Source organism: Halomonas sp. BDJS001, from assembly GCF_026104355.1.
Classification (GTDB): domain Bacteria; phylum Pseudomonadota; class Gammaproteobacteria; order Pseudomonadales; family Halomonadaceae; genus Vreelandella.
In genome coordinates this window covers 3,446,692-3,459,943 of the sequence record NZ_CP110535.1, presented here as the reverse complement: position 1 = coordinate 3,459,943, position 13,252 = coordinate 3,446,692, and the positions used below count along the sequence as shown (strand labels likewise).

The following is a 13,252-nucleotide window of genomic DNA, read 5'->3' as shown; positions in this document are numbered from 1 at the left end:
ATACGTCGGGCTGGAAAATTTCCTGCTTTTTACGCTATACTGTACGGCTTGTTGAGTTTAATCGATTCAGCGCTCCAGGTGTTTCATTCTTCTTCGTCGAGATAGGGTTTCTATGGCTGGAAATGCGCAGCAGCAGTCGCGTCTGAAGGAGTTGATCGCTCGAGGCAAGGAACAGGGCTACCTGACCTATGCCGAGGTCAACGACCATCTACCCGAGGATATCGCCGACCCGGATCAAGTGGAAGACATCATTGGCATGATCAACGACATGGGTATAAGTGTCGCTGAAGAAGCGCCAGATGAAGACACTTTGATGATGTCGGATCAATCCACGGACGAGTCCGCTGCGGAAGAGGCCGTAGCGGCCCTTGCCGCCGTGGAAAGCGATGTAGGCCGCACCACTGACCCCGTACGCATGTACATGCGTGAAATGGGCACGGTTGAGCTTCTGACCCGTGAAGGCGAAATTGAAATCGCCAAACGGATCGAAGAGGGTACCCGTGAAGTGATGTCGTCTCTGGCCTATTTGCCGGGTGCCGTCGCGTCTATTTTGGACGCTTATGACGCCACTCAGGATGAAGAAGCGCCAGGGCGTCTTTCGGATCTGTTTTCTGGTTTCATCGATCCCGATGAGGGCATCCCTGGTGTTGCCGAAGCAGAGGTGCCCGAACCAGAACCCGAGTCCGAGCTTGAAGAGGATATCGACGACGACGGCGACGATGAAGACGACGACTCCACGGCCAGCGAAGGCGGCCCGGATCCTGAAGAGGCGCGTGCGCGTTTCGAGCAGATTCGTGAGCAGAACGCCTTGGTCGAAGCGGCGTTTGCCAAGTATGGCCGTGGCAGTCCCGAGCTCAAAGCCGAGCAAGCTCGTTTGGCGGTACTTTTCTCGCCCATCAAGCTGGTACCCAAGCATTTTGAGCGCTTAGTGGGTCAAGTGCGTATCAGCGTTGAGCAAGTGCGTGCCCAAGAGAAAGCGGTCATGCAACTGTGCGTGAAAAAAGCCAAGGTGCCGCGTAAGACGTTTATCAAGTCGTTTCCTGGTAATGAGTCGAGCAAAACATGGCTGGATGAATTCCAGGCAGCGCAGAGCAAGTACGCCGACCGCCTTGAGCCGCTGCGCGCCGATATCGCCCGGGCCCAGCGCAAGATCGCCTTCGAAGAGGATATGGTGCAGCTCTCGGTTGCCGACCTTAAAGAGGTGAACCGCAAGCTCTCAATAGGTGAGGCGAAAGCCCGCCGCGCCAAGAAAGAGATGGTTGAGGCTAACCTGCGTCTGGTAATCTCGATCGCCAAGAAGTATACCAACCGGGGTTTGCAGTTCCTGGATCTTATCCAGGAAGGCAACATCGGCTTGATGAAAGCGGTAGATAAGTTCGAGTACCGCCGTGGTTATAAATTCTCGACCTACGCTACTTGGTGGATTCGTCAGGCAATTACCCGTTCGATTGCCGATCAGGCACGCACTATCCGTATTCCGGTGCATATGATTGAGACGATCAACAAGCTCAATCGCGTATCGCGCCAGATGCTGCAGGAAATGGGTCGTGAGCCTACGCCGGAAGAGCTCGGCGAGCGGTTGGAAATGCCGGAAGATAAAGTACGCAAGGTGCTCAAAATCGCCAAAGAGCCGATCTCCATGGAGACGCCGATTGGTGACGACGATGACTCCCATCTGGGCGACTTTATCGAAGATGGCACTATGCTGCTGCCCATCGATATGGCCACCGGTGAAGGCCTTATCGAAGCAACGCGTAACGTGTTAGGCGGCTTGACCGCCCGCGAAGCGAAGGTGTTGCGTATGCGCTTCGGTATCGATATGAACACTGACCATACGCTGGAAGAGGTGGGCAAGCAGTTTGACGTAACCCGTGAGCGAATTCGTCAGATTGAAGCCAAAGCGCTGCGCAAGCTGCGTCACCCCAGCCGCTCCGAGCCGCTGCGTTCGTTCCTCGACGAGTGAATGCCGTAAGTTGCGAATAGTGAGTGATAGATAGTAAAAAGCCCGTCGTTCTCAGAACGACGGGCTTTTTGTTTTATGCCCTGTGAGTGCTTACAACGAGTAGTAAGTGGCAGAACCAGGGCCAACAGGTAACCCAAACACAAACACCCAAACGAAGAACAGTAGGCTCCATCCGATCAGCATGAATAGCGTATAGGGGAGCATAATAGCAACCAGCGTGCCGATGCCCATATTTTTCCGGTAACGTGTTGCTACAGCGAGGATCAGGCCAAAATAGCTCATCATCGGGGTAATGAGGTTGGTGACGGAATCACCGATACGATAGGCTGCTTGGATGACCTCGGGCGCGTAGCCCATTAACATCAACATGGGGACAAAGATGGGAGCCGTCACCGCCCACTGCGCAGAGGCGCTGCCCAACGACAAATTGACGAATGCACACATAATAATGAACAGAGCAAACAGGCCGGGGCCGCGTAGCCCGAGAGACTCCAGCAGATCGGCACCAGCAATTGCGGTCACGGTACCAAAGTTACTCCAGTTAAATAGCGCCACAAACTGAGCAGCGAAGAACACCAGAACGATGTATAGGCCCAGACTGCTCATGCTTTTAGCCATGGCGTTTACCACGTCGCGGTCATTGTGCATGGTGCCTGCTAGGCGACCATAGACAAAGCCTAATAGGGTGAATGACACCGCTACAATCACAACGATTCCGCGTAAAAACGGTGAACCGCTTATCAGCCCCGTTTCAGGGTTACGCAGTATTCCACTCTCAGGCACTACCATCACGGCGACCAGCGCGACTAATGCCAGCGCTGCTAAGCCGGTGCCTTTTAAGGCGCGCTTTTCCGTTGATGAAAGCCCTCCCATGCTTTGTTGGTCAATGTCGTTATCGGCGTAAGCAGGATCAAATTTACCCAGCTTGGGTTCTACGATGCGCTCGGTGACCAGTCCACCAATCAGCGTCACGAAGAACGTGCTGGCAAACATAAAGAACCAATTGGCCTCTGCGCCGACCACATAAGCAGGGTCAAGTAGCCGGGCCGCTTCCTGGGTAATACCTGAAAGTAATGGGTCAACCGTGCCGATTAGCAGGTTAGCGCTGTATCCCCCAGAAACACCACAGAACGCAGCAGCTAGGCCCGCAAGGGGATGGCGGCCCAGTGAGTGGAATATCATAGCGGCAAGTGGAATCAGTACCACATAACCAAGCTCTGCAGCCATATTAGACATGATGCCTGCAAAGACTACCGCGTAAGTAACAATTCGGGGGGAGCGGTTGAGTACTAGGGCGCGCATGCTCGCAGAAAGCAACCCCGAATGCTCGGCAACTCCTACACCTAGCATAGCTACCAACACGGTGCCAAGTGGTGCGAAGCTAGTGAAATTAGTGACCATTTCGGTGACCAGTCGGCGTAAACCTTCTGCATTGAGTAAAGAGTTCACGGCGATCCACTCACCCTCATTGGCGGGTCGTGGATCGGCTACGGAAACCCCCAGTGCAGCCGCAACACCGCTGGCGATAACTACCAATACGCATAGTATTGCAAACAGTGTGACGGGATGAGGCAGCAGGTTACCTAGCCACTCAACGCTATCTAGAAAACGGGTGAAAAAACCACGCTGGAGGTTTTTTTCATTATGTTTGGTTTTATTCATAAGTTTTATGTCGTCAATGTAAGGGTTTGTAGTGAAAAATGTGGCTATGAAGCATAGCGACCGACACTACGTTGAAGCGTAGCGGGTCGCAAACGGCTTTTTGCATAACGAGATTTGAAAAATGAAACGCCGTCTTGCCAAGCAAAGACGGCGCTCGTCACGGATTACCAAGTGGGCTTACATTAAACGGGTATAAGGGGAGTTAAGACGATAATTGGCGGGCTGTGTAGACGCGCCGAGCCAGTAGCAGCAGTTCCAACGTGGCGATCAAAATTAGGCTATAGCCGAGCAGTTCGACGACTTCTTCAGCAACACTCTTAAAGGTTCCCGAGTAGCTCTCTTCAAGAACGGCTTGCCAGAACTCCTGCCGCCCATACAGGCGCGAGAATATATAAGTGGTCAGCACGCCTGCCGTAAACAGGCCAAAGGCGAAGGTGTTGCTGTAATGTGCGAACTCCTCCAGAAAGCGTTGACGCTGTTTAATCACCCAAAAGAGCGTGGGAAGAATAATCAGCGCAACAAGTACCTTCCAGGTGTTATGAGCCACATAGTTATCTAAAAAGTGATCCTGCTCACGCACTAGAGAGGCGGCCACAAATGCCAGTAGCAGCAGTGTAACGGTGGGCCAGACTTTAAGTACCTGACGAATATAAATCAGCATGGCGCAGCAGGTGGCCAGCACCAGCGTTTGGGTGAATTCGGTAAAGCCCAGCTCAGAAAAGCGTACTGAGGGGAGATAGAGCGCTTCTAAATAGGCGCCTTGGGTAATTGCGCCAATAAACAGTACGTACAGCACCGCACGTACTAAGATGGTTTGAAACCCAATGGGCCAGGCAGGGGGGGAAGACATACCAACATCCTTTGTGGGTAAGCAGCGTAGCTACTACACAATTTTGCAATGACATGTGCATATAAATACATGCAGGGTTGAATGTTCATTATATCGTCACACTTATACGTTCGCACGTCGATATTGCGGTTAATCACTCGACGTTTGGTCGTCGGCGCTGCAAAGTGTCCCGTAGGCAGGTAATAACAGTGTTGTGAGGTGAAATAGGCATGGCTATTAGTGTGTTCGATCTTTTCCGAATTGGCATTGGGCCCTCTAGCTCCCACACGGTGGGGCCAATGCGTGCCGCCCGCGACTTTGCCCTGGCGCTTGACGATGCCCGCGTTACCCGGTTGGTGGTGAGGCTGCATGGTTCGCTTGCCGCCACTGGGGTGGGGCATGGTACCGACCAGGCGGTGATCATGGGGCTAATGGGCGAAGCGCCTGAAAGCGTCGATCCGGACACGATTGTCGCGCGGTTAAAGCAGCTTGAAGAGGGCGAGCCGCTGGTGCTTGCCAATGGCCAGTCAATCGCTTTCGACGCGCGTAACGACGTGGAGTGGGATGAGGCCTGCCTGCCGTTTCATCCCAATGCCATGGTGCTGAGTGCCTATTGTGATGATGAGTTGATAGCGACCAATACGTTTTACTCCCTCGGGGGCGGTTTCTATGTCGATCAGGCTAAGGCAGATCAAGGCGAGATGGGGGAAGACGCTACTGAGCTGACTTACCCCTTCAATACGGCTGCCGAGCTGCTCGCGCTATGCCAGCAGCATCAACTGCGTATTAGCCAGTTGATGCTTGAAAATGAAAAAGCCTGGCGTAGCGAATCAGCCATACGTGAAGAGCTGCTGACTATTTGGCACGCCATGAGCGACAGCATCGAGAATGGCCTGCGCGCAACAGGCCATTTGCCTGGGGGCTTGAATGTACGCCGTCGAGCGCAGCTGCTGCATCAACAGTTGCTTAATCCACCGGCCAATCAGCGCCTGATCGTGTCGAGTTTTACCGTGATGGATTGGGTCAATGTCTTTGCGTTGGCGGTCAATGAAGAGAACGCTGCCGGGCGGCGCATGGTCACCGCCCCGACCAATGGCGCGGCGGGGATTGTGCCTGCTGTATTGGCGTACTACTTGAAGTTTGAGCCCGATGCCAGCGAGGCCGATGTGGTGGATTTTCTGCTTACCGCCGGGGCAGTGGGTATTTTATGCAAAAAGAACGCCTCTATTTCCGGTGCGGAAGTAGGTTGTCAGGGTGAAGTGGGCTCCGCCTGTGCCATGGCGGCCGCAGGGCTTGCTGAAGTACTGGGCGGAACACCGGGCCAGGTGGAGAACGCCGCCGAGATTGGCTTGGAGCATAACCTGGGTTTGACCTGTGATCCGGTAGGCGGGCTTGTACAAGTGCCCTGCATCGAGCGCAATGCGATCGCTTCCGTCAAAGCGATCAACGCGGCGCGAATGGCACTACACGGCGATGGCGAGCACTTTATATCACTGGATAAAGTGATTCGTACCATGCGCGACACCGGCCGTGATATGCAGGATAAATACAAAGAGACCTCCAAGGGCGGGCTCGCTGTCAATGCCATCGAGTGCTAGGTCTTTAAGTGTTAAGCCAGCGGCTTATTGGGCAATAAGCTGTCAATGTTGGCGGCCAAGTAGTCGACCAACTGGCGTATTTTGGGCGACAGATGGCGGTGTCGTGGGTAGACCGCCCAGACAGCAGTGTCGTGGTGTCGAAAGGGCTCAAGCACGGCCACCAGTTCACCGCTGGCCAGGTAGGGGCCAACATAATAGTCGGGCAGTTGTGCAAGCCCCAGTCCTTTAAGTGCGGCATCTAATAAAGCCGGGCCTGAATTGGCGCTCCAGCGACCTTCTACGCGCACTTCACGACGCTGGCCGTTCACTTCAAACAACCAATTAGGCCGTGAGCCGATAAGGCAACGATGCTGGTTTAGCTCGCCCAGCGTGTGCGGGCGTGGCGCTTGGCGAAAGTAGCTTTGTGAACCGACGATATACTCGCGGCGGTCGCACAGGCGCCTGGCAATAAGACTGGAATCCTTCAACACTCCCATCCGAATGGCAATGTCGTAGCCCTCCTCAATCAGCTCCACCGGCCGGTTAGTGAAATGCATATGGATGTCCAACTGCGGGTGTAAACACTGAAAATCATTAACCAGTGGGGCGATAAAGCGCTCACCGAAGGTGGTGGCGGAGGTAAGTTTAAGCAGCCCATTGGGCTTATCCTGAAGCTCACTAAGTGCCTGCTCGGCATCCCTTAGACCGTCAAATAGATGGCGGCAGTGCTCCACGTAGGTAGTGCCTGCATCGGTTAAGCGGATCTGGCGGGTGGTGCGGTAGAGCAGTTGTACCCCTAACTGGTTTTCGAGCTGACTAACCAGACGGCTGATATGGGAGGTCGATACCTTCAGGTGACGGGCCGCAGCAGAGAAGGTGCCTAAACGCACCACCTCGACAAAGGCTTCGATACGGCTCCAGTGCTGCATGCTAACTCCCTGGGTCAATGGCGATTGTTGCTGTGTGACAATAATCTTGTGAGTGTATCCCGGTTTATCAAGGGCGCCTAGCTGGCCTACACTGCTACCATCGGTAGCTTATGAATGGAGCCTTTTGCTTATGTCTATATCCTTATCTCAATGGTCGCGTGGTGCCTTGGCAGTGGCCGTGAGTGCTGGCTGGGCAGTCACTGCCCAAGCAGAGTTACCCACTCAGCAGCAGGAGCAAGCGCCGGGCTGGTTTCGTATGATGGTCGGGGAGTATGAGGTGACCGCTCTATACGATGGTCATACGGCTATTGATACCTCCTTGCTAAAAGGCATGGAGCAAGAAGAGATTCTCCGCCATCTGGATGCGTTATTCATTGATGCAGAGAGTGGTATGCAAACCGCGGTAAACGCTTTTCTTATTCACACTGGCGAGAACCTCGTGCTAGTTGATGCCGGTTCTGCCGCCTGCTTTGGCCCCTCCTTGGGCCAGGTAGAGAGCAACCTGCGTGCTTCTGGCTACTCGCCGGAGGATGTTGACACGGTGCTGATGACCCATCTGCATCCTGACCATGTGTGTGGTTTGGCCAATGAGGAGGGCGAAGCGGTTTATCCCAATGCTGAACTGCGTGCCAGCCAAGCGGATGCCGATTTTTGGCTGGATGAGGAGCGTGCGGCTGCGGCGCCTGAAGCCAATCAACCCTTCTTTACCATGGCTCAAAACGCGGTAGCGCCTTATCAGGAAGCTGACCGTTTCAGCCCTTTCACGGCTGGGGATGAAGTGCTGATGGGTATCGTTGCCCAGGATACCCATGGCCACACCGCCGGACACTCAAGCTTTATGCTCAACAGCGATGATGACGCCATGCTGGTATGGGGCGATGTGGTGCACAGTTACGGTGTTCAATTTGCCGACCCTACTGTGGCCATTGAGTTTGATTCTGACCCCGAGCAGGCCATTCGCACCCGGGAAAGCGTGCTCGAAAGCGCGGTTGAAGATAAACACTGGATAGCTGGTGCCCATATGCCTTTCCCTGGTATTGGTCATATCGTAAAAGATGAAGAGGGCTACCGCTGGCTGCCGATTGAGTTTGGCCCAGTGGCAACTGACGAGTAACGTCTTAGTTTTTGTTTTTTGGAATAATGAATATTTAGGAGTCAATATGAAGTCACGCGCAGCTGTTGCATTGGAAGCGGGTAGGCCGCTTGAACTGGTTGAGATCGATGTTGAAGGCCCTAAGGCGGGAGAAGTGTTGGTTAAGATGGCTGCGACAAGCGTTTGCCATACCGATGCTTATACGCTCTCCGGCGCTGATCCCGAAGGTAACTTCCCTGCGGTGCTGGGCCATGAAGGTGCCGGCGTTGTTCAGGAAGTAGGTGAGGGCGTCACTAGCCTTAAGCCAGGCGACCATGTGATTCCGCTCTACACGGCCGAGTGCGGCAAGTGTAAATTCTGTCTGTCGGGTAAAACCAACCTATGTGGTAGCGTGCGCGCTACCCAAGGCAAAGGGGTCATGCCCGACGGCACCTCGCGTTTCTCACTCGATGGCAAAATGCTGCATCACTATATGGGTACCTCCACGTTTAGTGAGTACACCGTGTTGCCCGAAGTCTCCCTGGCAGTGGTTTCTAAAGAAGCACCCATGGATAAAATTTGTCTGCTGGGCTGTGGTGTGACCACCGGTATCGGTGCAGTGCTGAATACTGCAAAAGTTGAGCCGGGTGCTACGGTGGCGGTGTTTGGTCTTGGGGCTATCGGTTTGGCCGTTATTCAAGGCGCGGTAATGGCCAAGGCGGGGCGTATTATTGCCATCGACGTCAATGCGGATAAATTTGAGCTGGCCAAGCAGTTTGGCGCCACCGACTTTGTGAATCCGAAAGAGTACTCAGACCCCATTCAGCAGGTGATTGTTGATCTGACCGACGGCGGCGTCGACTACTCCTTTGAGTGTATCGGCAATGTCAACGTGATGCGTTCGGCGCTGGAGTGTTGCCATAAGGGCTGGGGCGAGTCGATCGTGATCGGTGTCGCCGGTGCAGGCGAAGAGATCTCCACACGTCCGTTCCAACTGGTTACCGGTCGGGTCTGGAAAGGTTCTGCTTTTGGTGGCGTAAAAGGCCGCAGCGAACTGCCGGGCTACGTTGATCGTTATATGAACGGTGAGATCAATATCGACGATTTCATTACCCACGACATGCCGTTCGAGAAAATCAACGAAGCGTTCGAGTTACTGCATGCAGGCAAGAGCATTCGTACCGTGCTGCATTACTAGGCCCAGCATTATTAAGTAGTATAGGAAGCACGTTTGAAACGCTAAAACGCGGTAGGGTAGACCTGCCGCGTTTGCTGCATTTAAAGGAACCTGCCCATGAGCATGAGTGAAACTTTAGAACTGGTGTCTGCCAACCGTAGTTTCGGTGGCTGGCATAAGCGCTACCGCCACTACTCCCGTGCGCTGGATTGCGACATGATCTTCGCCGTTTACTTGCCCCCCCAGGCGGAAAACGAGCGCGTACCGCTGCTGTGGTGGCTCTCAGGGCTGACCTGTAATGATGAAAATTTCATGCAGAAAGCGGGCGCTCACCGTATTGCCGCTGAGCTGGGCGTAGCGATTGTGTGCCCTGATACCAGCCCACGGGGTACCGATTTGCCCGGGGAGCATGAAAGCTATGATTTAGGCTCTGGGGCCGGGTTTTATGTGAATGCCACCGAGTCACCCTGGAAAGCCCACTATCGTATGTACGACTATGTGATTGAGGAGCTGCCTTCCGTGGTGCGTCAGCACTTCCCGGTTAATGGGCGTGAATCGATTAGCGGGCACTCAATGGGGGGGCACGGGGCGTTGATCCTGGCGCTACGTCACCCCGGGCGTTTCCGTTCTGTGTCAGCCTTCTCACCAGTGGTTAATCCGATGAACTGTCCTTGGGGGCAGCAGGCGTTTAACGCCTATTTGGGTGACGATCAGTCCCGCTGGCGTCAGTACGATGCCTGTGAGCTGGTGGCCAACGGTGCATCACGCCAGCGCCTGTTTATCGATCAGGGCGAAGCGGATCAATTCCTGGAGGAGCAGCTTCAGCCAGAGCGTTTAGAAGCCGTTTGCGAAGAGCACGATCATCCGTTAACGCTGCGCCGTCAGCCGGGCTACGATCACAGTTACTTCTTTATAGCCTCGTTCATTGAGGATCATCTGCGCTATCATGCAGACCACCTCATGAAGCGTTAAGGATAACTGGATGCTCAATCGCTCGCTGCGTCGTTTTATGCGTCTGATATGGCGGATTGTTTGGCGCGGCGTTTTAGCGTTTGTGCTGCTGTCAGTTGCGCTGGTACTGCTGTTCCGGATCGTTCCTCCTCCGGGGTCGATGGTGATGGTCGAGCGCAAAATTCAGAGCTGGATCCATAGCGACCCGATTCGTATGCAGCGCGAGTGGCGGGGATGGGATTCGCTCTCTACTAATGCCAAGTTAGCGGTGATTGCAGCAGAGGATCAGCGCTTTCCGCACCACCAGGGGTTTGACCTTGTCGAGCTACGTCGCGCGTTGCAGGCCAGCCAAGATGGGGGGCGACTGCGTGGTGCCAGTACCTTGAGTCAGCAAACGGCGAAAAACGTTTTTCTATGGACAGGCCGCAGTTGGACGCGCAAAGGGTTAGAAGCGTGGTTTACGCTGCTGATAGAAACACTTTGGAGCAAGCAGCGTATTTTGGAGGTCTATCTCAACGTCGCCGAGTGGGATCGTGGTGTATTTGGGCTGGAAGCTGCTGCTCAGCACTATTTCGGCGTCTCTTCCAATTCGTTAACTGAACGTCAGGCAAGCCTTCTTGCGGCTATTCTACCTAGCCCGCTAACGCGCAGCGCCGCACGCCCCGATGCCCAGGTTGAGCGGCGGAGCCAGTGGATTCGCCAGCAGATGCGTAACTTAGGTGGAGCTGATTACTTGCAGCATCTATAGCTGTTTTTAGCCCCGTTAGTCATATTTAGCGTCATCAATCTCCGCCAGTGCTTCTAAGTTGGGATGGGAGAAGTAATAGCCCTGCTGCATGGGAATGCCCAGCGTCAGCAAGCAGCGCGACTCTTCACGGGTTTCCACGCCCTCAGCAATCAGCTTTGTCCCCAGTGTCTCTGCTAGTGCCACTAAGCTACGCAGTATGGCTTGGCGACGCTTGTCGCTATCGCATCCCATTACCAGGTCACGATCGATTTTTAGCGTATCAGGTCGCAGATCGGTCAACAGATCTAGGTTGGCGTAACCGTTACCAAAGTCATCCAGCGAAGTGGTAAAGCCCATTTCGCGATAGCTCTCAATAATGGTGCGCATATGAATGCGGTCTTTGACCCGCTCGGTTTCGATAATTTCGAAATTGAGCCGCTCGGTGGGCCAGCCAACACGACGGGCTGTTTCCAGGGTGGCTTGAATGCACGCCTGCGGCTCATAAACGGCATTAGGCAGAAAGTTAATAGAGAGCCGTTCCTGCATGCCCAGTTCGCTGGCTAGTTCAATCGCTTTAATGCGACATGCCTGGTCAAAACGGTACATCAGCTCATCGGTTACCTGTTCCAGTATTGAAAAAGCGGACTCACCGTTGGGGCCGCGTACTAACGCTTCGTAGTAAATAACTTGTCGCTGACTGACATTGACGATCGGTTGAAACGCCATCGTAAATGCAAAAGGTACCGGAGAGTCGCAACGGTTACAGTGTCCGTTCACCCTGGCACAGTGGTGTTGTGCTGACATGTTTATCCAAGCCCTGGTCTACAGCTGTCGTTAGTTATAAATAGCGCGTTAATTATAAAAAACGCGTCATCGTCTAATCGCCATCACCACCCCAGTAATGGCAACCAACATCCCCAGAAGTCCTAGCAGGGGAAGACGTTCGTCAAAAAGCCACCACGCCTGAAGCGCCGTGACCGGTGGCACAAGATAAAAAAGACTCGCCACACGTGAGGCTTCCCCCTTTTTAATCAAGGCCATGAGTAACAGGATAGCGGCAATTGAGAGAATCAACACCAGCCAACCCAAGGTGAGGAGAAAGGTGCTGCTCCACTCCACTTGGCGGCTCTCAAATAACAGCGCACCTATCCCGAGCAGAGCGCCCGCCGCCAGGTACTGAATCACTGCCCCGGAAAGTAGCGGCATACTGGTGCAGTACCTCTTCTGATAGAGAGTACCCAGCGAAATCCCCATCAAAGCGGCGGTGACACACAGCAGAGCGCTAATCCCGAAACCGTCAAACAGCGACTCACCCACCTCAAGCTTACTACCCAATACCAAACTGATACCTATGAGGCCCAGTCCTAGCCCTAACCATTGACGCCAAGAGAGCTGCTCGCCTAACAGTGGCCCGGCGAAAGCGGCGGTCAGGAGCGGCTGAAGCCCAACCAGTAGTGCTGCTAAACCGGCGGGCATACCCAGGTAAATGCCATAGAAGACACCCCCCAAGTAGGCGCCATGAACTAGAAAACCCGATATAGCGATATGTGTCCATAACCTGGGTGATGAGGGCCAGGGTATGCGCATCACTAATACCAGTGGAATCAGCAGCAGCAGCGTGAGTACAAAGCGAATAAACAGGAACGTAAAGGGTTCTGCATAAGGCAGCCCGAATTTGGCGCCGATAAAGCCGGTACTCCAAAGCAGCACAAAAAGTGCTGGCATGGCGGCAAGTCCTGCCGCAGACAGATTGTTTCTTCCTAACTCTTTGAATTTTATGATCATATTCTTTCCGTGGTGGCGTGCATAACTCGATTTTTGATACGTTTTGTTCTTTTTGTTACTAACTTTTACATAAAAGATTGAACCTGGTTGAATACGGCGCGTCACAGTGGGCACATACACAACGCAATACTGAGGTTCTTATGCAACGTATGACTGCTCTGTTCTCCGCTGCCCTGCTCGCGACTGGTCTGATGACGGCTACTGCCCACGCCCAAGAAGAGCAAGGCGCTGCACAAGATCCAATGGCAACCCAGCAAGCACCTGCCCAGGATTTCTCTGACGACCAGCTCCAGCAGTTTGCCGATGCTTCTCAAGAAATTGCGGTTATTTCTCAAGAATATACTCAGCGTCTGCAGGAAGCGGAAGATGAATCAGCGCAACAGGAAGTGCGCACCGAAGCTAATGACCGCATGATCGAAGTGGTTGAAGACAGCGGCCTAGATGTTGATACCTTCAATGCTATTGGTCAATCTATTCAACAAGACCCGGAAATGATGCAGCGCGTGCAGGAAATGGCTAACCAGTCGTAAGTCATACTTGCTGAACGCGATCGAGGTCATTTTTGCTAATGTTGGTATTG

At 53.7% G+C, this 13,252-nt stretch carries 12 protein-coding genes; 7 read left to right on the top strand and 5 right to left on the bottom strand.

Translation table 11 applies throughout. From position 1 onward, the window contains the following. The first annotated feature begins 112 nt into the window (after nucleotides 1-112). Nucleotides 113-1,963: an RNA polymerase sigma factor RpoD gene (gene rpoD / locus OM794_RS16090; RefSeq protein WP_226247526.1), complete on the top strand. Its 1,851-nt coding sequence runs from the start codon at nucleotides 113-115 to the stop codon at nucleotides 1,961-1,963. Nucleotides 1,964-2,053: 90 nt separating this feature from the next. Here the strand turns inward: rpoD and OM794_RS16085 are convergent, their stop codons facing one another. Both OM794_RS16085 and OM794_RS16080 read right to left on the bottom strand, forming a co-directional pair. Further along, nucleotides 2,054-3,625 carry an AbgT family transporter gene (locus tag OM794_RS16085; protein WP_226247524.1) on the bottom strand — a complete coding sequence of 524 codons (1,572 nt, stop codon included), beginning with the start codon at nucleotides 3,623-3,625 and terminating at the stop codon, nucleotides 2,054-2,056. Between the two features lie 202 nt (nucleotides 3,626-3,827). Further along, nucleotides 3,828-4,475: a hypothetical protein gene (locus tag OM794_RS16080; RefSeq protein ID WP_226247522.1), complete on the bottom strand. Its 648-nt coding sequence runs from the start codon at nucleotides 4,473-4,475 to the stop codon at nucleotides 3,828-3,830. A gap of 209 nt (nucleotides 4,476-4,684) precedes the next feature. On the opposite strand from OM794_RS16080, the gene OM794_RS16075 reads away from it, so the two are divergent. After that, entirely contained in the window at nucleotides 4,685-6,052 is a 1,368-nt protein-coding gene (locus OM794_RS16075) for an L-serine ammonia-lyase (RefSeq protein ID WP_226247520.1), read from the top strand. A gap of 11 nt (nucleotides 6,053-6,063) precedes the next feature. On the opposite strand, the gene OM794_RS16070 is transcribed toward OM794_RS16075, so the two are convergent. Beyond that, the gene (locus tag OM794_RS16070; RefSeq protein ID WP_226247518.1) at nucleotides 6,064-6,960 is read right to left on the bottom strand and encodes a LysR family transcriptional regulator; all 897 of its coding nucleotides are present in this window, start codon (nucleotides 6,958-6,960) and stop codon (nucleotides 6,064-6,066) included. Between the two features lie 130 nt (nucleotides 6,961-7,090). Here OM794_RS16070 and OM794_RS16065 point away from each other — a divergent pair, with 130 nt between their 5' ends. The 4 genes from OM794_RS16065 to mtgA all read left to right on the top strand — a co-directional run bounded on the left by OM794_RS16065 (nucleotide 7,091) and on the right by mtgA (nucleotide 10,908). After that, a complete protein-coding gene (locus OM794_RS16065) occupies nucleotides 7,091-8,074 on the top strand; it encodes an MBL fold metallo-hydrolase (RefSeq protein WP_226247516.1) in 984 nt (327 codons plus the stop codon). A gap of 46 nt (nucleotides 8,075-8,120) precedes the next feature. Next, nucleotides 8,121-9,230, top strand: coding sequence for an S-(hydroxymethyl)glutathione dehydrogenase/class III alcohol dehydrogenase (locus OM794_RS16060; protein ID WP_226247513.1), 1,110 nt, complete (start codon nucleotides 8,121-8,123; stop codon nucleotides 9,228-9,230). Nucleotides 9,231-9,326: 96 nt separating this feature from the next. Beyond that, on the top strand, nucleotides 9,327-10,181 hold the full coding sequence (gene fghA / locus OM794_RS16055; protein WP_226247511.1) for an S-formylglutathione hydrolase: 855 nt from the start codon (nucleotides 9,327-9,329) through the stop codon (nucleotides 10,179-10,181). A 10-nt stretch (nucleotides 10,182-10,191) separates the two neighbouring features. Beyond that, entirely contained in the window at nucleotides 10,192-10,908 is a 717-nt protein-coding gene (mtgA, locus tag OM794_RS16050) for a monofunctional biosynthetic peptidoglycan transglycosylase (RefSeq protein ID WP_226247509.1), read from the top strand. A 15-nt stretch (nucleotides 10,909-10,923) separates the two neighbouring features. Here the strand turns inward: mtgA and OM794_RS16045 are convergent, their stop codons facing one another. Together OM794_RS16045 and OM794_RS16040 are read right to left on the bottom strand one after the other, a co-directional pair. Then, complete coding sequence (locus tag OM794_RS16045) at nucleotides 10,924-11,613, bottom strand: EAL domain-containing protein (protein WP_226247507.1); 690 nt, start codon at nucleotides 11,611-11,613, stop codon at nucleotides 10,924-10,926. Between the two features lie 144 nt (nucleotides 11,614-11,757). Next, a complete protein-coding gene (locus OM794_RS16040) occupies nucleotides 11,758-12,672 on the bottom strand; it encodes a DMT family transporter (protein WP_413229642.1) in 915 nt (304 codons plus the stop codon). Between the two features lie 140 nt (nucleotides 12,673-12,812). Between OM794_RS16040 and OM794_RS16035 the strand changes: the two genes are divergently transcribed. Then, on the top strand, nucleotides 12,813-13,202 hold the full coding sequence (locus tag OM794_RS16035) for a DUF4168 domain-containing protein (protein WP_088698839.1): 390 nt from the start codon (nucleotides 12,813-12,815) through the stop codon (nucleotides 13,200-13,202). Nucleotides 13,203-13,252: the final 50 nt, after the last annotated feature.

Coding starts and splice junctions, on each gene's coding strand:
- rpoD (WP_226247526.1), top strand. CDS start 113: ATGGCTGGAAATGCGCAGCAGCAGTCGCGTCTGAAGGAGTTGATCGCT.
- OM794_RS16085 (WP_226247524.1), bottom strand. CDS start 3,625: ATGAATAAAACCAAACATAATGAAAAAAACCTCCAGCGTGGTTTTTTC.
- OM794_RS16080 (WP_226247522.1), bottom strand. CDS start 4,475: ATGTCTTCCCCCCCTGCCTGGCCCATTGGGTTTCAAACCATCTTAGTA.
- OM794_RS16075 (WP_226247520.1), top strand. CDS start 4,685: ATGGCTATTAGTGTGTTCGATCTTTTCCGAATTGGCATTGGGCCCTCT.
- OM794_RS16070 (WP_226247518.1), bottom strand. CDS start 6,960: ATGCAGCACTGGAGCCGTATCGAAGCCTTTGTCGAGGTGGTGCGTTTA.
- OM794_RS16065 (WP_226247516.1), top strand. CDS start 7,091: ATGTCTATATCCTTATCTCAATGGTCGCGTGGTGCCTTGGCAGTGGCC.
- OM794_RS16060 (WP_226247513.1), top strand. CDS start 8,121: ATGAAGTCACGCGCAGCTGTTGCATTGGAAGCGGGTAGGCCGCTTGAA.
- fghA (WP_226247511.1), top strand. CDS start 9,327: ATGAGCATGAGTGAAACTTTAGAACTGGTGTCTGCCAACCGTAGTTTC.
- mtgA (WP_226247509.1), top strand. CDS start 10,192: ATGCTCAATCGCTCGCTGCGTCGTTTTATGCGTCTGATATGGCGGATT.
- OM794_RS16045 (WP_226247507.1), bottom strand. CDS start 11,613: ATGGCGTTTCAACCGATCGTCAATGTCAGTCAGCGACAAGTTATTTAC.
- OM794_RS16040 (WP_413229642.1), bottom strand. CDS start 12,672: ATGATCATAAAATTCAAAGAGTTAGGAAGAAACAATCTGTCTGCGGCA.
- OM794_RS16035 (WP_088698839.1), top strand. CDS start 12,813: ATGCAACGTATGACTGCTCTGTTCTCCGCTGCCCTGCTCGCGACTGGT.